Annotated in this window: 22 protein-coding genes and 5 tRNA genes; 4 read left to right on the top strand and 23 right to left on the bottom strand. The window is 24.5% G+C overall.

Annotated features, from left to right (window positions below; genetic code table 4):
* Window positions 1-14: 14 nt before the first annotated feature.
* Genes AAHM77_RS02215 through AAHM77_RS02225 form a run of 3 tightly spaced genes read right to left on the bottom strand, consistent with a single transcriptional unit; the run spans window position 15 to window position 5,857 of the window.
* Entirely contained in the window at window positions 15-2,897 is a 2,883-nt protein-coding gene (locus tag AAHM77_RS02215; protein ID WP_342252503.1) for an exodeoxyribonuclease VII large subunit, read from the bottom strand.
* Window positions 2,898-2,918: 21 nt separating this feature from the next.
* Entirely contained in the window at window positions 2,919-4,094 is a 1,176-nt protein-coding gene (thiI, locus tag AAHM77_RS02220; protein ID WP_342252504.1) for a tRNA uracil 4-sulfurtransferase ThiI, read from the bottom strand.
* Window positions 4,094-5,857: a septation ring formation regulator EzrA gene (locus tag AAHM77_RS02225; protein WP_342252505.1), complete on the bottom strand. Its 1,764-nt coding sequence runs from the start codon at window positions 5,855-5,857 to the stop codon at window positions 4,094-4,096. Before AAHM77_RS02225 ends, thiI begins: the two co-directional genes overlap by 1 nt.
* Before the next feature lie 144 nt (window positions 5,858-6,001).
* Here AAHM77_RS02225 and rpsD point away from each other — a divergent pair, with 144 nt between their 5' ends.
* On the top strand, window positions 6,002-6,616 hold the full coding sequence (rpsD, locus tag AAHM77_RS02230; RefSeq protein ID WP_342252506.1) for a 30S ribosomal protein S4: 615 nt from the start codon (window positions 6,002-6,004) through the stop codon (window positions 6,614-6,616).
* A gap of 63 nt (window positions 6,617-6,679) precedes the next feature.
* Here rpsD and tyrS read toward each other — a convergent pair whose 3' ends face one another.
* Genes tyrS through ytpR form a run of 3 tightly spaced genes read right to left on the bottom strand, consistent with a single transcriptional unit; the run spans window position 6,680 to window position 9,547 of the window.
* Window positions 6,680-7,918 (bottom strand): tyrosine--tRNA ligase, encoded by a 1,239-nt coding sequence (gene tyrS, locus AAHM77_RS02235; RefSeq protein ID WP_342252507.1) that lies wholly within the window; start codon window positions 7,916-7,918, stop codon window positions 6,680-6,682.
* 20 nt (window positions 7,919-7,938) lie between these two features.
* Window positions 7,939-8,949 carry a nicotinate phosphoribosyltransferase gene (locus AAHM77_RS02240; RefSeq protein WP_342252508.1) on the bottom strand — a complete coding sequence of 337 codons (1,011 nt, stop codon included), beginning with the start codon at window positions 8,947-8,949 and terminating at the stop codon, window positions 7,939-7,941.
* On the bottom strand, window positions 8,939-9,547 hold the full coding sequence (gene ytpR / locus AAHM77_RS02245; protein WP_342252509.1) for a YtpR family tRNA-binding protein: 609 nt from the start codon (window positions 9,545-9,547) through the stop codon (window positions 8,939-8,941). The genes AAHM77_RS02240 and ytpR overlap by 11 nt, the downstream gene beginning before the upstream one ends.
* A 106-nt stretch (window positions 9,548-9,653) precedes the next feature.
* Here ytpR and AAHM77_RS02250 point away from each other — a divergent pair, with 106 nt between their 5' ends.
* Window positions 9,654-10,499, top strand: a complete 846-nt coding sequence (locus tag AAHM77_RS02250; RefSeq protein ID WP_342252510.1) for a DegV family protein — start codon at window positions 9,654-9,656, stop codon at window positions 10,497-10,499.
* Between the two features lies 1 nt (window position 10,500).
* Window positions 10,501-11,337, top strand: coding sequence for a DegV family protein (locus AAHM77_RS02255; protein WP_342252511.1), 837 nt, complete (start codon window positions 10,501-10,503; stop codon window positions 11,335-11,337).
* A 145-nt stretch (window positions 11,338-11,482) separates the two neighbouring features.
* Here AAHM77_RS02255 and AAHM77_RS02260 read toward each other — a convergent pair.
* From AAHM77_RS02260 to tsaE, 14 genes are all read right to left on the bottom strand, one after another.
* Window positions 11,483-11,558 (bottom strand) — tRNA-Trp (locus AAHM77_RS02260).
* Window positions 11,559-11,609: 51 nt separating this feature from the next.
* Window positions 11,610-11,685: transfer RNA gene (locus tag AAHM77_RS02265), tRNA-Trp, on the bottom strand.
* A gap of 47 nt (window positions 11,686-11,732) precedes the next feature.
* Entirely contained in the window at window positions 11,733-12,212 is a 480-nt protein-coding gene (locus AAHM77_RS02270; protein WP_342252512.1) for a Fur family transcriptional regulator, read from the bottom strand.
* Window positions 12,212-12,442 (bottom strand): acyl carrier protein, encoded by a 231-nt coding sequence (locus tag AAHM77_RS02275; protein WP_342252513.1) that lies wholly within the window; start codon window positions 12,440-12,442, stop codon window positions 12,212-12,214. The genes AAHM77_RS02270 and AAHM77_RS02275 overlap by 1 nt, the downstream gene beginning before the upstream one ends.
* A gap of 37 nt (window positions 12,443-12,479) precedes the next feature.
* Window positions 12,480-12,896: a hypothetical protein gene (locus AAHM77_RS02280; protein WP_342252514.1), complete on the bottom strand. Its 417-nt coding sequence runs from the start codon at window positions 12,894-12,896 to the stop codon at window positions 12,480-12,482.
* Window positions 12,889-14,178: a hypothetical protein gene (locus AAHM77_RS02285; RefSeq protein WP_342252515.1), complete on the bottom strand. Its 1,290-nt coding sequence runs from the start codon at window positions 14,176-14,178 to the stop codon at window positions 12,889-12,891. Before AAHM77_RS02285 ends, AAHM77_RS02280 begins: the two co-directional genes overlap by 8 nt.
* A gap of 60 nt (window positions 14,179-14,238) precedes the next feature.
* On the bottom strand, window positions 14,239-15,657 hold the full coding sequence (gene proS, locus AAHM77_RS02290) for a proline--tRNA ligase (protein WP_342252516.1): 1,419 nt from the start codon (window positions 15,655-15,657) through the stop codon (window positions 14,239-14,241).
* A 2-nt stretch (window positions 15,658-15,659) separates the two neighbouring features.
* Window positions 15,660-16,025, bottom strand: coding sequence for a hypothetical protein (locus tag AAHM77_RS02295; RefSeq protein WP_342252517.1), 366 nt, complete (start codon window positions 16,023-16,025; stop codon window positions 15,660-15,662).
* Window positions 15,961-16,248, bottom strand: a complete 288-nt coding sequence (locus AAHM77_RS02300; protein ID WP_342252518.1) for a hypothetical protein — start codon at window positions 16,246-16,248, stop codon at window positions 15,961-15,963. Before AAHM77_RS02300 ends, AAHM77_RS02295 begins: the two co-directional genes overlap by 65 nt.
* 23 nt (window positions 16,249-16,271) lie before the next feature.
* Window positions 16,272-17,807, bottom strand: a complete 1,536-nt coding sequence (locus AAHM77_RS02305) for a phospholipase D-like domain-containing protein (protein WP_342252519.1) — start codon at window positions 17,805-17,807, stop codon at window positions 16,272-16,274.
* Between the two features lie 73 nt (window positions 17,808-17,880).
* Window positions 17,881-17,970 (bottom strand) — tRNA-Ser (locus AAHM77_RS02310).
* 50 nt (window positions 17,971-18,020) lie between these two features.
* The gene (locus AAHM77_RS02315; protein ID WP_342252520.1) at window positions 18,021-18,578 is read right to left on the bottom strand and encodes a hypothetical protein; all 558 of its coding nucleotides are present in this window, start codon (window positions 18,576-18,578) and stop codon (window positions 18,021-18,023) included.
* Complete coding sequence (locus AAHM77_RS02320) at window positions 18,578-19,321, bottom strand: type III pantothenate kinase (RefSeq protein ID WP_342252521.1); 744 nt, start codon at window positions 19,319-19,321, stop codon at window positions 18,578-18,580. Before AAHM77_RS02320 ends, AAHM77_RS02315 begins: the two co-directional genes overlap by 1 nt.
* Before the next feature lie 12 nt (window positions 19,322-19,333).
* Entirely contained in the window at window positions 19,334-19,786 is a 453-nt protein-coding gene (gene tsaE, locus AAHM77_RS02325) for a tRNA (adenosine(37)-N6)-threonylcarbamoyltransferase complex ATPase subunit type 1 TsaE (protein WP_342252522.1), read from the bottom strand.
* Window positions 19,787-19,844: 58 nt separating this feature from the next.
* On the opposite strand from tsaE, the gene AAHM77_RS02330 reads away from it, so the two are divergent.
* Window positions 19,845-20,804, top strand: a complete 960-nt coding sequence (locus AAHM77_RS02330; protein WP_342252523.1) for an NAD(P)/FAD-dependent oxidoreductase — start codon at window positions 19,845-19,847, stop codon at window positions 20,802-20,804.
* Window positions 20,805-20,809: 5 nt separating this feature from the next.
* Here AAHM77_RS02330 and leuS read toward each other — a convergent pair whose 3' ends face one another.
* The 3 genes from leuS to AAHM77_RS02345 all read right to left on the bottom strand — a co-directional run bounded on the left by leuS (window position 20,810) and on the right by AAHM77_RS02345 (window position 23,458).
* Window positions 20,810-23,218: a leucine--tRNA ligase gene (gene leuS, locus AAHM77_RS02335; RefSeq protein ID WP_342252524.1), complete on the bottom strand. Its 2,409-nt coding sequence runs from the start codon at window positions 23,216-23,218 to the stop codon at window positions 20,810-20,812.
* Window positions 23,219-23,293: 75 nt separating this feature from the next.
* Window positions 23,294-23,369, bottom strand: a tRNA-Ala gene (locus tag AAHM77_RS02340).
* Window positions 23,370-23,381: 12 nt separating this feature from the next.
* Window positions 23,382-23,458, bottom strand: a tRNA-Ile gene (locus tag AAHM77_RS02345).
* Window positions 23,459-23,478: the final 20 nt, after the last annotated feature.

Genomic DNA, 23,478 nt, shown 5'->3' on the forward strand with positions numbered 1-23,478 from the left:
ATAAACTCTTTCTATTATAAATATAACATTTTAAAACTTTTCAATTTCGCTTTTAAGTTACCATTATATTTTTCTATCACTGCTTTTACAATTATAAAATTGCCATCAGAAATTTTATCTTTTAATTTGACAAACTCATCGCTAAACACTGTTACACTAATTGTACCTGTGTCGTCTTCTAAATCAAAAAAACACATTTGATTATTGTTTTTATCTGTAAAAATTTTTACTTTACTAATTGTTCCTAAAATATTTTTTATTTCACCTTCAAATAAATTAATGATTTTTGAAACTTTTGTTCCAAAATTATATTTTATAATTAACTTTTTAATTTTGTTTTCTTGAAAATAAAATCCAAATATTTTTTTTTCATCACTTTGATATACATCAGATTTATTTGATAATAAAGGAACTTCTAATAAATGAGATGATTTAATTTTAGATAAAAAATTAGAAAATTTTAAAATTCTGTTTAAATTATTCAATAATTTATTTATTGAAATATTAAAATCTTGAAAAATATTAGCTTGAATTAATATTTTTAAATCATCTTTTTCAATATTAAATTTTATGAGCAATGCTATCGTTTCATAAATATTTAATTTATTCATCTTATAATCATCACTAAATTTTTTTCAATTAATTCTATTTTTAATTTTAATAGAAGTTATTGGAATAATTATTGTATTATGATTCAAAATTTTAAATTGAAGTGTTGGGTTATTAATGTTTGGAGATAAAAAGCTAACACCAAATTCTTTTGCTTCATTTATGATGTGTTGAATCTTAGAATCATCACCGACTGAATCATTTAAAAACTCATTGTAAAAACAAACGGGATAATTAACCTTTAAATAGGACAATTGATAAGAAATATATGCATAAGAAATGGCATGTGATTTATTAAAACCATAATCAGCAAATTTAGCAATTAAATTTCAAATTTTATCAACTATCTTTAAAGAATAATTTTTATTTAAAGAATTTTCTATGAATTTAGTTTTAATTTCATCCATTTCCTTTTCGCTTTTTTTACTAATGGCACGTCTTATGATGTCCGCTTCCCCTAACGAAAACCCAGCAATCTTTTGGACTATTTGAATAATTTGTTCCTGATAAATAATAATTCCATAAGTAGAAGATAAAATAGGTTCTAAATCTAAATGCTCATATTTTCATAATTCCTGTTTGTTTTTTCTTTTCGCATAAACAGAAATATTATCCATAGGACCTGGACGATAAAGAGCTGAAACAGCGGCAATATCATCAATTGAATTTGTTTTTATTTCTTGTAAAGCATTCTTCATTCCCGTTGATTCTAATTGAAATATTCCGATTGTTTTTTTATTATTTAAAATTTTAAAAACTTCTTGGTCATCCGTTCTTATAGTATCTAAATTTAATTTATGATCACATAATTCATAAATATTGTCTAAAATATTATGAATGATTTTCAAATTATGCAAAGCTAATAAATCAAATTTTATAAAACCTATATTCTCTAAAACTTGCATTTTATATTTAGTTTTTGGAAAATTACCATAATTGTCAACAGGAATAATTTTTGAAATATCTTTATTTGAAAGTACTATTCCTGCTGCATGTATACTAGTGTTCATGGGCAAACCGGTAATTATTTTTATTACGGATAAAAAATGATTAATATTAATTGGTAAAAAATTAATTTCTTCTTTTTGGATAAACAAATTTTCTAAATCATCAAAAGTTGAAATTTTATTAGCATTAATTATTTTTACTAACTTGTTATACAAAATTTCGTCTTTTACAATATGATCAAAATATAATTTGATAGATGATTTGATGCCAAAAGACTGAAAAGTTATGATCTGAGCAAAATGATCTTTACCATAATGTTTGTTTAAATATTCAAAAATTAAATCTCTTTTATCATCTTCGAAATCAATATCAATATCTGGCAATGTTATTCTTTCTGGATTTAAAAAACGTTCAAATAACAAATCATACTTAATGGGATCTATTTTAGTTATTCCCAATAAGTATGAAACTAAACTTCCTGCAGCAGAGCCTCTGCCGGGTCCGAATAATATATTATTTTTTTTTGCAAAATCAATATAATTTCAAATAACTAAAAAATAATTATTAAAGTTCATTTTGTTAATAACTGATAATTCATAGTCTAATCGTTCTTTATACTTATAATTATTTATATTTAAGTCGTTCAACGATTGATAGCATTTATCTTTTATATTTTTATGAGAATCTAGAAATTTCATTTCTAATTCTGTAAAATTAAATTTTTTAATAACTAAATTAATATTACTTATAAATTTAACAATATTTGTTTCATTAGTATCAAATTCTTCAAATGATACATTAAAATTATTATTTATATTTTGAGCTCTAAATAAATTTAATGCATCATTTTGATTCTTCTTTAAAATATTAATAGATTGAAAATCAATTTTTTTATTTATTTCGATTTCCTCTTCATTATCGTAGGAAAAAAATCAAATATCATCATTACGTATAAAGTTATTCTGTTTAATAATTTTAAAAATTTTGTATTCAATAACTAATAAACAATTTTTAACTTTTAAATTAATAATGTCACTTAAATTTTGAGATTCTTGAATTTTATCTATTTGAATTAGTTCTAAATATCCATCATAGTTTTTAGCAAAGAAATTCAAAACAATACTTTTGTTTTGAAATAGAACTGTTTTACTTAGTCCTATAATTGGTTTTATATTATTTTCAACACAAGAATTATAAAATTCATAAGAACCAAATAAATTATCATCATTAATCGCTAAAAAATTTAAATTATTTGATTTTGCATAATCAACATATTCATTAATTCTAATTGTAGAATTTAAAAATGAATAACAGGTTTTCACATTTAAAGGTAATTTCAATTTTTAAAATTCCTTTCAAAATTATTCAACTTCTAAAACTGTAACATGTTTTTCTATTATTTGTTTTAAAATCTGTTCTCATAATTCAATTGATTTTTCGTTTTCTTCAACTTTAAATAATTTTGGTTTTGTAACTGGTTTTTCAGGCACAAAAAGAGAACAACAATCTTCAAAAGGTTCTATCGATATATCATAAGTTTTTATTTTTTTCGCTAAATTAATAATCTCTAATTTATCCATAGCTATTAAAGGTCGGAAGGTGGGCATGTCCGTTAATTTATCTACAACACTTAGTGCTTCAATAGTTTGGGACGCCACTTGTCCTAAAGCTTCTCCGGTAATTAATGCAGATAAATTATTTTCTTTCGCCAAAATTTGAGCAATTCTATAAAACATTCTGCGCATAATAATAATTCTATAATCAGAATTCTTAATATGCATAATTTCATTTTGTAAAAAAGTAAAATTAACAATGTATAATTTCTGTTTTTTCTTATCACTAAAACGATTTAATGAAGATACTAAATTTTTAATTTTTTCAATAACCTTATCGTTTGTATGGGGTGGGGTCGCGAAGTGAACATAATCCAAGGACATACCTCGCTTCATCATTTGATAACTTGCAACAGGTGAATCTATACCACCTGATAACATAACCAAACCTCGTCCTGAGGAACCGCTTGGTAATCCTGCAGAAGTTAAAATTTTGTCTTTAAAAATATAAATATAATTTTGTCTAACCTCAATAAAAATTGTTAATTCAGGATTTATAACATCTACTTTAATATTCACATTATTTAAAATAAATGGAGCTACTGTTTGCTTGATTTCTGTTGAATTTAAATGAAAACTTTTAAAATTTCTTCTACACTCTAATTTAAATGTTTTTGCCTTAGAATCCTTTGTGATTTCTGTACAAATTTTATTCAAATCATCGATAGAATGATTTATTTTAAAAACATAAGAAAATGAAAAAATACCAAAAGTATTTTTTATTATCTCAATAATTTGCTTTTCAAATTTTAAATCGTTTATTTTTAAAAATAAACGATCATACTCTTTAGTTATTTCGTAACTATCTTTATATGGAAGTAATTTTGTTTTTAAATTATTTACTAATTGGTTAATAAAATTTATTTTATTTTTCTTCTTAGTAGATAATTCACCAAAGCGAATTAAAATTAATTCTGAGGTCATTAAATCTCGCTTTCAATATTTTCTTTTTCATACATTAGTTTAATAGATTGTTCCAAAGACTCCAAGGAATTGCCTTCACCAAAACTATTTTCAATCTCTTCAATTCTATCCTCTACAGTTCCAGAATTCAATAAGTACTTTCTTACATAAAGAATTGCTTCCTGAGCCAAACTAAAAATAATGAATTCATCAGAAATTTTATAATACAAAATAATAATACTGTTTTTTAATGAATACAATTTTTCTAAAATTTTCTTTTTATCTTTATCATTATTTTTGTCTAAATTTAATTTTTTAAAAACTTCAAGATCTTCTCTAGAACTTGCAATTTGTTTTGCATATTTTGCAACTGTTCCTTCATTTAAAATTTGACTTAGTCTAGATTCAATTTGAACTAAAACTAATTCAACTTTATGTGCACTTTCTTTAATAATATTTGATTTTTTACTTTGATTTTTTATTATCCCGTCAAGCGATTGAATTAAATACTGGGCTTTTAAACAAATCTGTAATAAACTATCCGTTTCTTGACTTATGCTTTTATAATTACCTTTTTTAATTTGATATTTGACATTTTTCATTAAAACACTTCATGTTTTGGTGATTTTTTGAAAAATTTGTTTTGAAAGTTGATATGTATCTAGTTCTTCCCTATTTAATTCTGAAATAGAAGATAAAGTATTTAATTCAAAATCTGCATATTTAAATTTTTCTACAATAGTTTCTACATAATTTTCAGTTACTAAAAAAAAGGCTTTAAATGATTGAACCATTTTCTTTTTATTGTTAATTGATTTATCAAAATTATCGATTGTAGATAATAAAACTCATGTATGTTTTAATGCTGTTTTATATTGGATATTCTCCATTTTTTCTTTAATTATTTCTTTTTCTTCTTCAACAAAATCTTCTAATTCTTTTAAATTTAATTTTAATGTTGGTTTATAATCTTTATCATCATTAAATAAAATGTACTTATTTTTTAAATTAGTCATTTTTTTTGGAACAACTTTTGAGATTACCATCATAATTTGTGGAAAAGCTTGTAATAATTCGGTATATATATTTAAAACATTAGTTATATTATTTGTTGTCTGAGACAATTTTTCAAATTTACATTCATTTAATTGTTCTTCAAAATCATTAAATAATTCTTTAATTTGACCGATGAATTTCTCCATATTTTGACGACCGGTTTCAAAATTTAATTGTAATTTTTTATAATCTTTATTTAATTCATGAAACAAAGATTTATGCATCAAAATGTATTCTCTTTGAATTTTTTCTTTACCTAATAAAATGTTAAGATTATTTTCAAATTCCTTGATTTCTTTGTAAATAATTTGCAATTGTTCTCTAATTAATTTTATTTTATATCTATTTTTACGATTTCATTTAATACCAATTTCAATAGATTCTTCTTTAAATAAAGAATTTAATGAGTCTAAAATATCAAATAATTTTTTTTCATAAAAAATTTCATACTGAGTTCTCAAAATTAATAAATCATTTTCTACTTCTTTGTGAACTCATGTGTTTTGTTCAATTCTTAATAATTTTTGTTTTAAAGGTAATTTATCTAAAATCTTAATTATTTCTAATGATTTTTGTAAATCAATGAATGCTGCCTTTCAAACTGAAATTTGAACATTAATGACGAAAAGGAATATTATTCCTAATCCAGCAATACCTAAAAAAATGTAACTAAATAAGTCACCACTTAAAATTAAACCCTTTGAAAATAAACAATTAATAAAGACCATTTTATACCTCTTATTCGGATTATAACATAACAAAATAATAAATGAATATTTTTTTATTGTTTGTATTTTTTGTTTTTATTTTGTATAATCAATTATGTTATATTGATTTAAACTATATTATTTTAAATATTTAGGAGGTAATAAGTGTCAAAATTTACAGGCAGTAAATATGCTAAATCTCGTCGATTCGGTTTTTCTATTTTAGAAACTGGAGTTGAGTTTTCAAAAGGTAAGAAGAGAACTTACGGTCCTGGGCAACATGGACTAAGAAGAAAAAAAATTTCAAACTACGGTTTACAGTTAACTGAGAAACAAAAAGTTAGATTTATGTATGGTCTAACTGAGAAACAATTTAGAAATACTTTTAAAAAATCTAAAAAATTAAAAGGTGTTGCTGGTTTATCTTTCTTAATTACATTAGAATCTCGCTTAGATAATATTGTTTATAGAATGGGATTAGCAAATACTAGATCAGGTGCTAGACAATTAGTAAACCACTCACACATACTAGTTAATAATAAAAAAATAAATATTCCTTCACACTCATTAAGTGTTGGAGATAAAATCACTTTACGTGAAAAATCTAAAAAAATGCCAAGTATTCAAGAATCTATAAAAAATGGTAGTGAATTACAGGGTTTTGTAAAATTTGATAAAAAAACTTTATCAGGTGAATATGTTCGTCATCCAGAACGTAAAGAATTAAATCAAGAAATTAATGAAGCTTTAATTGTAGAATGATACAATCGTTTAGTTTAATTTAATAATGTAAATAAAAAAACCTTGCTTTATTGCAAGGTTTTTTTATTTACACCAAAAGTACTACTTAATAATTAAGAAATGTTTTTTCTTTCCTTTTTTTAAGATTAAATAATGATTATGAAAAAAAGTTAATTTATTAATTGACATTTTTTCATCTGTTATAATTTTCGAATTAACTCTAATACTATTATTGTTAATAAACTCTCGTGCCTCACGTTTAGATTGAGCGATTTTAGAATTACATAATAAATCTAAAATATTTTGTTCATCACTTAATTGATATTTTTCAATACTTTGACCTAGCAATTTAAGTTCTTCTTCTGTCAATGAATCAAATTGATCTGTAAATAGTGCTTCTGTTATTTTTTTGACTTTTAATAACTCTTTTTCATCATAAACAAATAGCAAAACAGCTTCAGCTAATTTTAATTGAGCGTGTCTTGCTTTGACATTTTTATTATGTTCGCTTAAAATATCTTCTATTTCTTCTTCTGTGTAAAAAGTTAAAAATTTCAATAATTGTTCAACTTCTGAATCTTCCTGATTTAAAAAGAATTGATAAAATTCATAACTAGAAGTTAAGTTAGGATCTAGTCAAATAGTATTGGTTCCTGTTTTTCCAAATTTTAAACCATCTTTTTTTAATAATAACTGAATAGTGACACCTGAAGAAGTATTGTTTATACCTTCTTGTTTCTTTATCAGCTCCAAACCAGAAGTAATATTACCTCATTGATCGGAACCACCTATTTGAACATCACATTCATAATTTTTATATAAATGAAAAAAATCATAAGCTTGCAATAAATTATAAGAAAATTCTGTATAAGAAATTCCAGAATCTATTCTTTTAGAAATAATATCCTTAGATAATAAATACGCAATATTAAAAGATTTACCATAGTCTCTTAAAAAGTTTAAAAATTTAAAATTTGCATATCATTCTAAATTATTTAAAATAATTATATTTTTTAAAAATTTATTTAGTTGATTATTTATAGATGAAGTAAAATTCATAATACTTTTTTCATCCAATAAAATTCTTTCTTGATTTTTTCCACTAGGATCTCCAACCATACCCGTTGCACCACCTAATAATGCAATAGGTTTAAAACCGAAATCACTAAATCTTTTTAATAACATTATTTGAATTAAATGTCCTACATGAAGTGATTGGGCTGTAGGGTCAAAACCGCAATAAATAGCTTTTTTGTTTTTCTGTGATTCTAACAATTTTCCCTTATCCGATAATTGCTTGATCAAACCCCTTCATTCTAATTCATCAATTATTGTTTTCATTAATACACCTCACTATAAAATTACTTAATCTCTAATCTTTTTCAATCTTGTTTTTTTCTGCCAAATTTCGCATTAGGTTTACCATCGATTTCAACTAAGTCACCAGTAAAATTAATAAATATCTTATTCAATGCAGATCCTACTCCGTAAATATCGACTGGAGTATTTTCTGACTCAAAATATTTAATTTTTTCTATATCAAACCCTGACGAAACAATTATTTTAATATTTTTGAAATCATTTTTAATTAATTCTTGCTTTAAAGCTTTTATTAAAAAGGGATTTACTCCGCAGATGTTTTTGCCTGTAAATTCATCCTTTTTATCGTCAAAATATTTATCAATCAAATTAGAAGCAGTATCTACTCTTAAAGCGTCTATTTCTTTTACATTTTTTAAAAGATAGATTGCGTCATGAATAACATTATTATTATAATCGATTAAAGCAGTTATAGGTTTGTCTGGAAAATATTTAATATAAGCTTTCATCGCTGATACAATATCGCCTTCAAACTGTTGAATCAAAGCGTGTGGAACTGTACCTACAACTTCTGGGTTATTTATTTTGTATTTAACTTGAGAATCAGTTACAAATTTTGTAATCCCTCCCACTTGAGCAGCATAACCATCTTTTTCTTGATTATAAAAGTAATCGCTTCTGTCATTCATATATATAACTATTTTACCATTTGCATTTTCCAAAATATTTCGAGAATTAGTTGCGATGCTACTTTGTCGCGATAAAATTCCATCTATGATGCCTTCTAAGTCGCCAAAATCTACATAGCGTCCTTCAATGACTAAAACTGGCTCATTTTTGTTTATAATATCTCCGTCTTTTAAGGCATAAATTTTCAATTTATTGCCATTCTTTCTGTATTTTAAAATTTTTACAACTTCATCTATGCCACACAATATAACATTATCAAATCTTTGAAAAAATTGCATTGCCACAATTTGAGATTTTTTTTCATTTAAAATAATTTTTTTAGTTTTTTTGAAATATAGAGCAATATACTTATTATAATCCATAATACTTTCCTCAAAAACTATCATTTAATTTATAAATTTTGTTATCCAAAATTTTAATTCCTAAATATTTTTGTTCAATGCCTAATTCACCACCTGAACAAATCATGCCATTAGATTCAATGCCTAATAACTGAGATGGTTTAATTTGTAATTCTGTGTGCAACCATGAATTTATAGTTGCAACAACAACCAATTGTTTTTCTTTTACATTAGCAGCTCCACAAACAATATTATGTTTTTTATCATTAAATTCTACTTTACAAATTTTTAATTTTGAAGATTGTGGATGTGGTTTTGTGTTCTCGATGTAACCAACAACATATTGAAAATCTAAATTAAAATCACAATTAAAATTAATTTTTTCTCTAAGTAATGGTTTTAATTCATGAAATAAAATTGAATTATCGTTATTTATTCCCTCAAAAATTTTACATTTAATTTTTTTAGAAAAATTTAATATATTAATACCTATTAATAAATTATTTTTATTATAAATTAAAATATAATCTGAATCTTTTTGATCCGATGTAAATTCTATTGAATCAAAAGTTATCATTAAAACGTCATATTTTCTATTAAAAAACAAACCTGTTTGCATAAAATTTAAAACCTTGTTATCATTTCACTATATAATTTTAAGAATAAAAATTACTTTTATTAGTATAACAAATATTAAATTAATAAGTATTATTTTGGAAGGTTATATGAATAAAACAGCATTTCTAGTCGATAGTTCGGCTGGTATAAACGAAAAAGAAATAAAAAAATACAAGGATTCCTTTTTTATACCTATTAGCATCACTGATGAAAATGGGGAAGTATACAAAGATTCTATATATACTTTATCAAATGAAAAATTTGAAAATTTAATGAAAAATAATACCTTAAAGACATCAGCGATAAATGCTGGAGAAATAAAAGGGTTTGTTGATAAATTATTAGAAAATTATGACAGAGTAATTTTTTTAGGAATTGGTAAAAAATTATCAGGTCAACATTCTGTTATAAAACCATTAGAAAAAGATAAAGAATTAGAAAATAAATTTTTTGTTTTTGACACTGATGGTGTTAGTGGAATTCTTAGAAAAATGTTCATAAAAGTTCATAATCACATTAATCAAGGTGGTGCGATTGAAGAAGTTCAAGAAATTATTAATAAAGTTAAAACACAATATAAATGCTTAATTATTCCAAAGGATATTAATTATTTAAAAAGAGGCGGAAGAATGAATGCTGCTGCTGCTGCCATTGCGACCTTAATAAAAATTATTCCTATTTTAAGTTTTAACGGCGAAATTGATGCATCGTCTAAATGCAGAACATTAAAAAAAGCATTTAGAATTAGTTTAGAAGTGATGCAAAAAGAGCAAGAAAATCACGAAGTAGAAATTTACACTTCTATAGTTGATGAAGATTTATTGCAAGATTTAAAAGATATTATAAAAGAATTAAATATTAAAATTATAGGTGAATATCATTTAGCAAATGTTTTAAGCGTTCATACTGGACCCAATACATTTGGGATGATAATGTGGAAAAAGGAAGTATAAAATGAAAATTGGAATTTTAACCGACAGTTCATCAGGTCTTACACAAGAGAAAATTAAAAATACTGATATCTATACATTGCCATTACATATTATTACAGAAGATACAGATGAATTTTTAGATACCCCAGAAAATGCTGAAAAAAAGGATTTGATTCATTTAATTAAAACTCAAATTTTAAAAACTAGTCAAATTTCTCCAGGAGAAATGAAAATGAAATTGAATGAATTATTTACAAAATATGATCATATAATTTATTTTCCAGTTTCTGAAAAATTAAGTAATCAGTATAATACAGCTTGTATGATTGCTAATGAAACTGAATTTAAAAATAAATTTTTTGTTTTTAAAACAATAATAACTGGTTTTGCGATTGAAAAATTAGTTATTATTCTTAGTGAATACATAAAAAAAGGTAAAAATGTGAAAGAATTACTGCAGATTTCACAAGAATTTCAAGATAATGTACATACTTATTTAATTCCTGAAGATTTATCTAGGTTAAATAAAAGTGGTAGAGTCCCGAAGAGTGTAATTGCTTTGATAAATGTTTTAAAAGTAAAAATTATAATAGAGTGAAATAGCAATCCAAAAAGAATTGGTATTGGTAAAAATGTTCAGAAATTGGTCAGAAAAATAGTTTCTAATTTTGAGAGTTTAAATAATAAATATGATTTCTACTTATTGACAAATTTCGGTGCTTCTCAAAAAATTATAAATTCTACCGAAGAAACTTTGAAGGAAAATAAAATTAAATATGATTTAAAAGAATTACCGAATATTTTTGCTGTACACGCCGGATTAGATACTTTAGGGTTTATATTTATTCCTAAAAAATAGAATTTAATTAATTAAAAAAGGGTTTATAACCCTTTTTTAATTTTCATGAAAGATTTATAGGAGTCCGATGTTCTATCAACTGAACTATACCCCTATGAAATAAAATAACTCAACCATATAAGAAACAGTTGAGTTCAAAATATAATGGCAGGGGTAGCAGGACTCGAACCCACGACACTCGGATTTGGAGTCCGATGTTCTACCAACTGAACTATACCCCTATGAAATAAAATAACTCAACCATATAAGAAACAGTTGAGTTCAAAATATAATGGCAGGGGTAGCAGGACTCGAACCCACGACACTCGGATTTGAAGTCCGATGTTCTACCAACTGAACTATACCCCTATGAAACATATAGATTAATTATAAATAATAAACACTCTAATTACAAATTAATCTAAATCACTTTCGAAATGATTATGTTTATCATTTTTAGAAATAATACAATTCTGACAAATACCGTGACATTCAATTTTATAATGCACAGGCTTCCAAGCTACAGAATTTAATATTGGTGCTAAGTCGTTGTTTAATTTATTTTTATTAACTTTATTTTTATCTATATGTATTATGTTTTGACAACTATCGCAAATTAAATGAATAGATGGATTATCAACTAAATTATATCACAGTTGTTTTCCGTCGAATGAATTAGTAAATACTATATGTTCAGAAATTAATAAATCTAAAGTGTTATAAACCGACATAACGTTAATATCCGCACTATTATTTTCTTTCAAAATTCTAATAATATCATTAAAATTAATATGATTATGCTCAACAAAAATATCAATTATTAATTCTCTGATGTTAGTCAATCTATAATTTTTTTTTCTAAATAAATTTAAAATTTCTTCTTTTTTTTTATTCATTATTTCTGCAACTCTTTAATTTTTTTCATTAAATCATTTACATTTTTTAAATTCATTAAATCTTCATCTGGAATATTTATGTCAAATTTTTCTTCTAATAAAATAATTAAGTCCATTAAATCTAACGAGTCTAAACCGATATCCTTGAAGGTTGTATTTTCGTTAATTTCAATTTTAACATTTTTAGCTTTTAAAATTTTTTGTAATTCTTTTAGCATTTTATCTTCCATAAAAATATTTTATTTGTTAATTATATATCAAGAAATATTATAATGACAATAATATTTTTTTTATTATATTTTCTTCATTCCAAAAAATTATATTGCTTTCTTTGGTATATGTTGAATTTAATATTTCGGAAAAATAAAATTCACAACGAACATTTTCAATTGGTAATGGTACACTTGCTATTTCTTTTGCTATATCATATTTTAAAATATTAATATCAAAATAGTAATCATTCTGATAAAAAGAAATTGAATTACTTAAATCTTTTGGGTTAATTTGAAAATGATAATCTAAAATTTCTCCATTATTTTCTTCATAAATTTTTGGAGAAGGCGATAATATTTTGAAATAAATAAATAAGAAACCATAAGCAAACGATAATAATATTGAAAAAACAAGCAGACTAAATAAATATAATTTATGTATATTTAATTGAAATTTATTTGATTTATTCATTTTGCACATCCTCTAAAAAATTTTTATATTCTTTTAAATTAAACTCTATATTGAAATAATTAACTAATTGATAAATATTTAAATATCAAGTTTCATATAAATTTAATCAATTAGTTTTATTTTCATCGGAAATTAAAATATCAGAGATATGAAAATAATTATTATTATTTATTTTTACTGTATATTTAGTAAATAAAGGTTCTATATCAAAATTAAAAATATAAGAACTAAAATCTGTCGCAGGCATTTCAATCCCTTTTTCGTTACCACTAATCTCTAATTTATTATTAAGCTTATTATATTGAGTAGAAGTATCTATGACTATCGTTCCCATGTCTTTTTGATTGTCATATTCAATATGCGCTTCAATATTTTTAAAATCCATTGGATTTATTTCTGATTCTACTTGCACATTTGTTAATTGAAAATTAGATATTAATTCAACCATACTGGTTCTAATTTTGTCAAAATAATTTCAAAATGTTTCTACATCAGCAAAAGAACCCATACTATCGATCCAAACAAAAGAAACGCTAAAATCAGCTATACTCTTAATGTAATTATTATGAAAATTGCCATTTGGTAAAATATCAATCGTTGCATAATACTCTGAATTACATTGCTGATATAAGCTATTTATTTTTACTTCTGATTCATCATAATCTAAAGGATTATTGCTGTTAATATCATAAATATTAGTATATTTTTCAATTCCTATTATTTTATTTTCATTTAAATGATTATTATATATATCATTAATAATAATTTTCCCAGATGTTTTATCTAAAAATTTATCAGAATAATTAATTTGATACGTTAAAATATTTGGTTGATCTTTGTAAATGCACTTAGAATTTATTGTATGATATGTTCAATTCCCTGGATGAAAATAATTATTATATTTATTTTTTTGAAAAATAAAATTATTGTTAGTTAAAACTAAATTAGATTCCATGCATTCTTTTCTGTTATTTACATCTAAGGCTATGTTCACTATAGGAATTTGAATATCAATATCCTCTTCAACACCTGGAAATGCTCATTCAAAAACTGAGCTTTGTTGTTCTTTTATTCTAAAATAATTATTATTATAATTTTTATTTTTATCAAATCAATTTTTAGCATTTCCGAAACTTAATTTAAAATAAAAAACAAACGCAGTTTCGCCATCGCCTTGAATGATAGGATAAGGTGATAACATTACATCTAATGCTAAATTTTGAGTTTTGTCGTTAAGAAAATATCTGCTATTTTCTTCAATAATATAATTATCATTTAACAAAATTAAAAACCTCCTCACTATTATTTAAAATAGAATATAGGAGGTTCCTTTTAATTTTAATTAATAAGCTTTAGCAAAATAAACTAATAATTTTGTTTTTGTTTTGCAATTAAAACACGGGGTTAATCGATTATCATCTTTAATTATACACCTTGAATTAGTTTGTGTTTTTTTCTTGATATCTTCTTCGCAAGATTTTCTATTGCAAAAAGGAACTAAGGCTAAAACATTGTTTTTTTCCAATGCATTAATATATTGTTCTATATTTTCAAATTTTTGAATTCTATTATCAATATTTTTTTTGTTTTTTTCAAATAAATTATCATGATAATCTTTCTTTATTGTTTTTAATTTACTTCAAATATTTTCTAATTTAACTACTAATTTTTCACCAGTATCTCTTCTCGCTACTATAACTGAATTATTTTCTAAATCACGCGGACCTATTTCAATGCGGATTGGTGTTCCTTTTACTTCTGATTCAGCAATTTTAAAACCAAAAGATTTATTGCTATCATTAATTTTTATACGATATTCACTATGCCCTTCGCTCATGATTTTCTTAGCGTATTTTAATAAAACTTCTGTTTCTTTAACTAAGATAATCTCGATTTGAATTGGAGCTAAATTAAACGGTAAAATTAATCCATTATCATCACCATGTGTCATTATAATTGCCCCAATTAACCGTGTTGATGTGCCTCAAGAGGTTTGATAACAGTTTTCCAATTTTTGATCTTTATTTTCAAATGTAATTTTATATGGTTTTGAAAAATTTTGACCTAGATAGTGCGATGTAGCACATTGCAACGATTGACCATCATGCATTAATGTTTCTATAGTAAAAGTGTCTATTGCTCCGGCGAATTTTTCCTTTTCTGTTTTTTTACCGACAATTGGATAAATAGAAAGTATATTAATCATTAGATCATTATAAATGTTTAAAATGATTGAAGTAAATTTTTGAGCTTCAATTTTGTTTGTGTGAAGTGTATGACCTTCTTGCCATAAGAATTCACTAGTTCTCAAGAAAGGTCGAGTGTTTTTTTCTCAACGCATAACATTACTCCACTGGTTATATTTCATCGGTAAATCTCGATAAGATTTGATTTCATTAGCAAAAAAATTAGAAAACAGCGTTTCTGAAGTTGGACGTATACACAGGTCTTCTTCTAATTTTTTTTCTCCAATTTTAGTTACTGTTGCTAATTCTGGTGTAAATCCTTCAAAATGCTCTTTTTCAATGTTGATTAAAGATTTAGGAATTAATAATGGGAAATAAACTTCTTCTACTCCTAACTCAATAAATTTATCATTTAAATAATTTTGAATATTTTTTCATATTGCATAACCTAGCGGTTTAAAAATGATGGTCCCTTTAACAGGTCCATATGTAAACAATTCAGCTTGAAGACAAACATCTGTGTATCATTTAACAAAATTTTCGCTTCTAGGTGTTATAGAATTATTTTTTTTCATTTTTAAGCCTCTTTTCCATTAAGAATATTTTTGATTTTTCCTTGATTTCCTTTGTATATGTTTATTTTTAAATTATGTCTATTTACATATTTATTTATAGATTCTAAATCACTACTTTTTTGCACTAAAATAGAATCTATTGTTGATGGTTCGATGTTTTCAAAAATACGAACAATATTTTTTTCATTTATTTCCAATCAATCTTGCTTAGTTAACTCAAATAACTTATTAATGTTAATTACAAAAATAGCAATATCTTGAGTATTGATTTTATTTTCAATAACTCAATTTCAAAAAATAGCTCTAGATGAGTTTTCTAATTCACAATCAATATATTGTTTTTTTTTGCAAATGACCTCAAACAACATATTGTGTCCCTTTTGGCAAGTCAATGTTATTAATAGGTCTGATACCAAATTCTAAATTAATTAGAATATTTTTTACATCAGAATAAAATAATAAATAATTAATGTTTTTAGAGTATAGTTTTTCAATTAATAAACGAGTTTTTCTTCTTTTGGCAAAAAATCCTGTATAAACAGTTGGTTGTGAACTTGATTGTTTGTCTAATTTATTTTTTTTATTTTTCATTTAAATTTCCATAGTTTTTCAATTTATAAAATTGGTAGTAAAATTGAAAATAATTTTAAAAATATTTTTCTATAAAAAAATGATTTATATAATAAAATATCTTTTTTCCATTGTGTAGAAGAGTCGAAGTAATCTTCAAAAACATCAGAAAAATGTTGTGCAATGTTTGTTGATTGAATAAATGCTAAACTTTGTTCATCGGAAAAAAAAGAACGATAATCTAAATTAGTTGTACCTATTGTTACAACATCATCATAGATACCTAGTTTACTATGAATGAAGCAATTATTTAATTCGTAAATTTTAATTCCTTCAGCAAATAAATTTGAACAATCTGCTCTAGATAAATCAAGCATAGAAGATTTGTCATTTAGTCCTGGTATTATTATTCTAACATCTAACCCTGATTTTACAGCATTTATTAATGAAATTTTTAATTCTGCTGGTAACAATAAGTAAGGTGTAGTCAACCAAACTCTTTTTCTTGCAGAACTTATTAAAGATATCAACATATCAATATGTTTTGATTTTTTAGAACCTGTTGACGGTTGATCGTCAATCATAGTCATAATATCCTTATTTTTATTTTTATTTTCATAATTACTAAATAATCTTTTTTCTTTTTCAATTAAATCTAAATTACCATTTGATGCTTTGAAAATATCTTTTGCAAATGATACTTCCATATTTAAAACAGCCGGACCATATATTTTAATTGTGGCATCCTTATAGATTCCGATTTTAGTTGATTGGTCCGTGAATAAATCACCTATATTAACACCACCTAAAAAAGCAATCCTTCCATCGACTACAACATTTTTTCTGTGATTCCTAAAATTAGCTTTTTTGCTAAATCAAGGCATAAAAAAATAACCATACTTATAAACAACTGCACCATTTTTAATTATTTTTTTTAGTTTAGAATTATCAAAACGATGCAGACTGCCGACATAATCGTATAATAAGTAAACTCTTACCTTTCTTTTCAAAGCTTCTTCAAGAAGGATCATCAAATTATCAAACAATTCACCATTTTCTAAAATGTAGTAATCTAAATAAATTGTTTCCTTCGCTTCACGAATAGCATTTAAAATATTAACCATTGTTTCAGGGCCACTCGTCATAACAGAAATATCATTCCCTTTAGAAATTAAACGATTAAGATTATTAGCCTGACGAAACATATTATAACTAATATTATTATCCAATTCTTTAATTAAAGACTTTTGGTCAACACCATATTTTTCCAAAACCCTTTTTTGAATTTTAATTTCATAATCTTGAAATTTTTTATTATTCTTATATTTTCTGCCTCAGAAAAAATAAGAACTTGGGCCGATAATTGGAAAAAATATTAAAAATACAATCCATGAAAGTCTTACTTCATCTCTTCTGTCTGAATAAAAAACTCAAAGAGACATAATAAAAGAAACTAATTCAATAGCTAAAAATGTTCATAGCAAATTTAAGCCTAATAATCCCGCAGTTACTATAACTATTATTACTGCTACAGAATAAAGAATCCCTCAAGTAATAAACACTTTTAGTCATTTACGCATTTTAAATACCTTTTTTTAACTACATATTAAAAAATGTTATCTTATTATAGATAACATTTTTATTTAATTTTACTGGCGGAGCAAGAGAGATTCGAACTCTCGCGCCGATCGCTCGACCTAACACCTTAGCAGGGTGCCCTCTTCACCACTTGAGTATTGCTCCAAAATACTATTTAATATTATAATTATTAGAAATTGGTTGCAAGTGATTAATTACAAAAATATAGGTTCTAATTTACTAATATCTTCAACTTCTTGAAAAAAACTCCTTAAAGAGTAAAAATTTTTATAATAATCAACATTTTTATAATCAACAACAATTTTATAATTTGGAAAGTCTTTTTTTATATCTTCTAATTCATTATTAAAAATCAATTTTTCATAAATGGTATTGCAATTTTGGCCATAAACTCCACAATATCATTTATTTCCTCTAGCATTAATCAATGAAATACTGTTTTCTGTAAAAGTTTGAAACTTCATAGAATTCATAGTTAATATTACAATGTTGTTATTCAAAATTTTTAATGTTTTAGCAAATGTTAAACCAACTTTTGTTCCCATATAACTACCAGGACCGTTTAATAAATAACAATTATTAAAATCTGATAATTTTAATTTATGTTTTAATAATATTTTTTTTAAATTAGGTATAAATAACTCCGATTGATTTCTACAAGCATCTAATTGTAACATTTCTAACAATGAACCATTTTTTTCTATGACAAAAACAAGATCATCATTTGTAGTGTCCAAAAATAAATTAAGCATTATTTTTTATTATCCATAACGGCAAAATTTTTAATGGCAAATAAAACATAAAATTGATTAGATAAATACTTAAATTTTAGTTTTTTATCAATTAATTCGTCAATTGGTTCTCCTATGAATAAAACTTTGGGATCTTTTTTATTTACCAACTGATATTGACTAACAATTTCATTCAGCATAGATGCTTGGTTATGATAAATACCGATTGAAATAGCTTCATTCCTGTTCTTACCCACCAATGTTTCAGAATACTCTGTTTTATCGAAATAATCTATTCTAGAAATATTTTTCACTAAAGATTTAATTTGTAAATCTGCAGATAAAAAAACTGCACAACCTTGGATTTTATTTTTTGAAAATAAAAATACACGTACCAAATTATCTATAAATACAATAATTAAATCTTCATTTCTGGGAGCGGCCATTCAAAAAGAGAGCAGTACATCTGAATCTACTAAATCTAAATCTAAATTTGAATCTAATCCTATTTTTATATTGTCTTTTGAAATTCTTTTTGCTTTTAAACCTAATTCTTTTTCAGAAAAATCTATTAAATTTGAAAAAATTGAATCAATTACTAGAGCATAAATTTGTTCTATTTTATTTTTATTTTTCATTACAAAACTTTTAAATTCAGATTCTCTAACATTGTTTAATGGATGACTGTATTTTTCTACTAATTCACCATCTTTGCACAATCCAAATTGTATCGAATCAAAACCTAAATGTATTAATAAATACATATTTATAATCCTCTAAATTTCCGAAAACTCTATTATTCTATTATTTTCATTAATTATACTAAATTTTATATTAAAAATAATATTACTTTTATCTGTTATTAAATTAGCCAATATATTTTCTGGTCATTCTATAATGTTTATACTATTATAACATAGTTCTAAAAATGATTCTAACTCATCTTTTTGACATGAATCTTGTAATCTGTAAAAATCAAAATGATTAATTAAAATTCCATTAACTTTGTATTGATGGTGAATATTAAACGTTGGAGAACTAACATTTTTATCATAATTAAATTGTTTCAACAACATTTTAGTAAAAGTTGTTTTGCCTGAACCTATTGGTCCGTTTAATAAAATAAAATATTGTTTATATTTTATTTCAGAAACATTTAATTTATTGAATACAAATTCTGCTAAAATTTCAGTATCTTGCAGATTGTTGCTTTTTATTTTTTTATTCATTATTATCACCTTACAATTATTTTATATTATATTTGTGTAAATATTTTAGGAGTTTATCATGAAAAATATATTGATTATAGGAGCTGGGCCAGTTGGTTTATACGCTTGGAACGTTGCTGGATTAATGGGTTTAACGGGTTACATAATTGATAACAATTCTCAAACAGGTGGCCAACCTGCCACATTATATCCGAATAGCGTTTTATATGACATTCCTGGTGTTGAAAAAATTACAGCTTTAAAATTGGTTCAAACTCAAAAAAAACAAGCTTTGAATAATGGTAAAAATATTGAATTATTTTTAAATACTAGAATTGAATCAATTACTAAAATTAAAAATTATTTTAAAACTACTTTGAATAATGGCCAAATTTTAAATACTGAAACTATACTATTCACTACAGGTAATGGTTCATTTGAACCAAATCGACTAAATAAAGAATGGGATTTTAAAAATGTTTTTTATTCAGAAAAAGAAATTAATAAAAAACATAAAACCATTGCAGTATTAGGAGGTGGTGATAGTGCTATTAGTTCTTGTGTTAAATTTATAAAACAAAATAAAAAAATTTATTTAATTCACCATAGAAATAGTTATAGAGCGTTGAAAGAAAATATTTTAACTCAAATTAGGGATAATAAAAATTTTAAAGAATTAAATAATTATCAAATTAAAGATATTTATGAAACGGATTCAAAATTAAGTTTAGAAATATTTAATAATGGAAATAAAGATATAATTAATGTAGATAGTATCTTAGTTCATTACGGTTCTAAAATGAAAACCAGTGAGATTCATAACTTTGGTCTTAAATTCTACAAAGATGGAAAACTATTAGTTGACAATCAAATGCAAACAAATATTGAAGGTATTTTTGCTGCAGGGAATATTGCTTATAAAGAACATAAATATTTTAATATCATGAGTGGAATCGGAGAAACTGTGAATGCATTGTATAATATTTCAAAATATTTAAATGGTGAAAAATATTATCTTAGATTTTATAGTCAGAAGTAAAAATATTATTTTACTACAAAATTAACTAATTTATTTGGGACCACAATTTCCTTGATGATTGTTTTATTTTTTAAATTATTCTCAACAATTAAGTCTTTTTTAATTAATAATAGCATTTCTTCTTTTGAAATATTATTATTAATCTCTATAACAGTTTTTAATTTTCCATTGAACTGAACAATGATTTTTATTTTTTCTTCAATTAAAAATGATTGATCATATTTTGGTCAAACTTCATTAGTTAAATCATTGTGATTCCCCAGAAATTCTCACATTTCAGAACAAATATGTGGAGTAAACACAGACATTACAATAATAAAATTTTGAATGTAAGATGATGGGATTGAATCGTTTTTTTTATAACATTCATTAATAAAAACCATCATTGTTGAAACAGCTAAATTAAATTTTTGTTCATTTAGCTGTTTAGTAACATTCATCACAAAATAATTATATTCTTTTTTTAAATTATCTTCATCTTTAACAAATTTTGTATTTTTAATTAAACGATATACACGATCTATTCATTTACGCATAGCATCCAAACCAGAAGGTTTTCAAGGTAATGAAGATTCAATTGGACCTAAAAACATTTCATAAAGTCTTAAAGAGTCTGCGCCGTGCGAGTTTATAATATCATTTGGATTAATAACATTTCCTTTAGATTTAGACATTTTTACACCATCTGAACCTAAGATCATTCCTTGATTTATTAATTTTTGGAATGGTTCTTTTACAGGAACAACTCCTAAATCATATAAGAAAAGATGTCAAAAACGTGCATATAATAAATGCAATACTGCGTGTTCTTGACCGCCGATATATAAATCAACTGGCAACCATTTGTTTAATTTTTCTTTAGCTTCAGGTGAAGTTAACTCAATCAATTTATCTTGACCAGGAATTTTTAAAATGAATCCTAAATAATATCAGCAACTACCTGCTCATTGAGGCATTGTATTGGTTTCTCTTAAACCTTTTCTTCCATTTTTTTCAACATATAATCAATCTTCAAAATTAGATAATGGTGATTGTCCATTTTTAGATAATTGAATTTTATCAGTTTTCGGTAAAATAACTGGCAAGTTTTCTTCCAAACTAATTTTCCCATCTTCTCAATGAATGATCGGTATTGGTTCTCCTCAAAATCTTTGACGAGAAAATAATCAGTCTTTCAATTTATAACAAACTTTATTTTCACCTTTTTTAATTTTTTTTAATTCCGACAATATTTTTTTTGTAGCTTGCTCAATATTTAAACCATTTATTAGGGGGGAGTTGATATGTGGACCATCTAATATGTAATGCTTAGTTTCTTTTTTAGGATTAATCGCAAATTTATAATTTATCTTATATTTATTGGCAAACATATAGTCTAATTTATCATGAGCTGGGATTGCCATTTGAGCTGCCATATCAAAATCTAAAATATAATCCACTAATCAAACCGGTATTTTTTCTTTTGTTATAGGGTTTATAGCATAAATACCTATAAAAACGCCTTTTTTTGGTCTTGATTTATCTTTACGAATTAGATCGCTGTTTTTTTTAGTTTCTTGAATAAATTTTTGAACTTTATCAATATACAACTTATCAATAAGTTCGAACACTAATGGATGATCTGCGGATAAAACTAAATATGGAACAACATATATGCAATCAACTCTAGTTGTAAACACTTTAATTTTTTTATTAGAATCTTGAACATCAAAAATAACTTCAACACCTGATGTTTTCCCTATTCAATTTGTTTGTAAATCCTTAATAGATTGTGGTCAATCTAACTCTTTCAATCCTTCTAGTAATTTTTCAGCATATTTAGTAATTTTTAAAGTTCACTGTTTCATCGGTTTTTTTATAACCGGATAATTACCACGTTCAGAAACCATCATTCCGTCTATAACTAAAGTTTCTTCGTTAGATAAAACAGTTCCTAATTCTTCGCATCAATTAACATTTGTATCTTTTAATTCTGCTAACCCTTTTTTATATAATTCAGAAAAAATTCACTGAGTTGTTTTATAATAATAAGGTTGTGAAGTAATTATTTCTTTAGAATAATCAAAACTGAAACCTAATGATTTTAATTGCTTACGAAAATTATCGATATTTTTCAAAGTAAAAATTTCTGGATTATTACCAGTTTTAAGAGCATATTGCTCTGCTGGTAAGCCAAAAGAATCGAAGCCTATAGGATGAAAAACATCGAAGCCCTCTAATCTTTTCATTCTAGCAATAACATCTGTAGCTGTATAACCTTTAGGGTGTCCTACATGTAATCCAGAACCACTTGGATATGGAAACATATCCAAAATATACATTTTGTTTTTTTTGCTTTCATTTGTTTTAAAACTATTATTTTTTTCTCAATATTTTTGCCATTTTTTTTCAATAGCTTTATGTGAAAATTCCAATGTAATTTTTCCTTTAAAAAATAAAAACCTATATAAAATAAAAAATATATGTAAATACATATATTTTGAAATCAATGGTGGACTCGAACGGGATCGAACCGTCGACCCCCTGCGTGCAAGGCAGGTGCTCTCCCAGCTGAGCTACGAGCCCATAAATAAAAAATGGTCGGACTAAGTGGACTTGAACCACCGACCTCACCCTTATCAGGGGTGCGCTCTAACCAGCTGAGCTATAGTCCGTTAACACATTATTTTTATTA

This window comes from Spiroplasma endosymbiont of Amphibalanus improvisus (assembly GCF_964030645.1).
Taxonomy (GTDB): Bacteria; Bacillota_I; Bacilli_A; order Mycoplasmatales; family Mycoplasmataceae; genus CAXIPX01.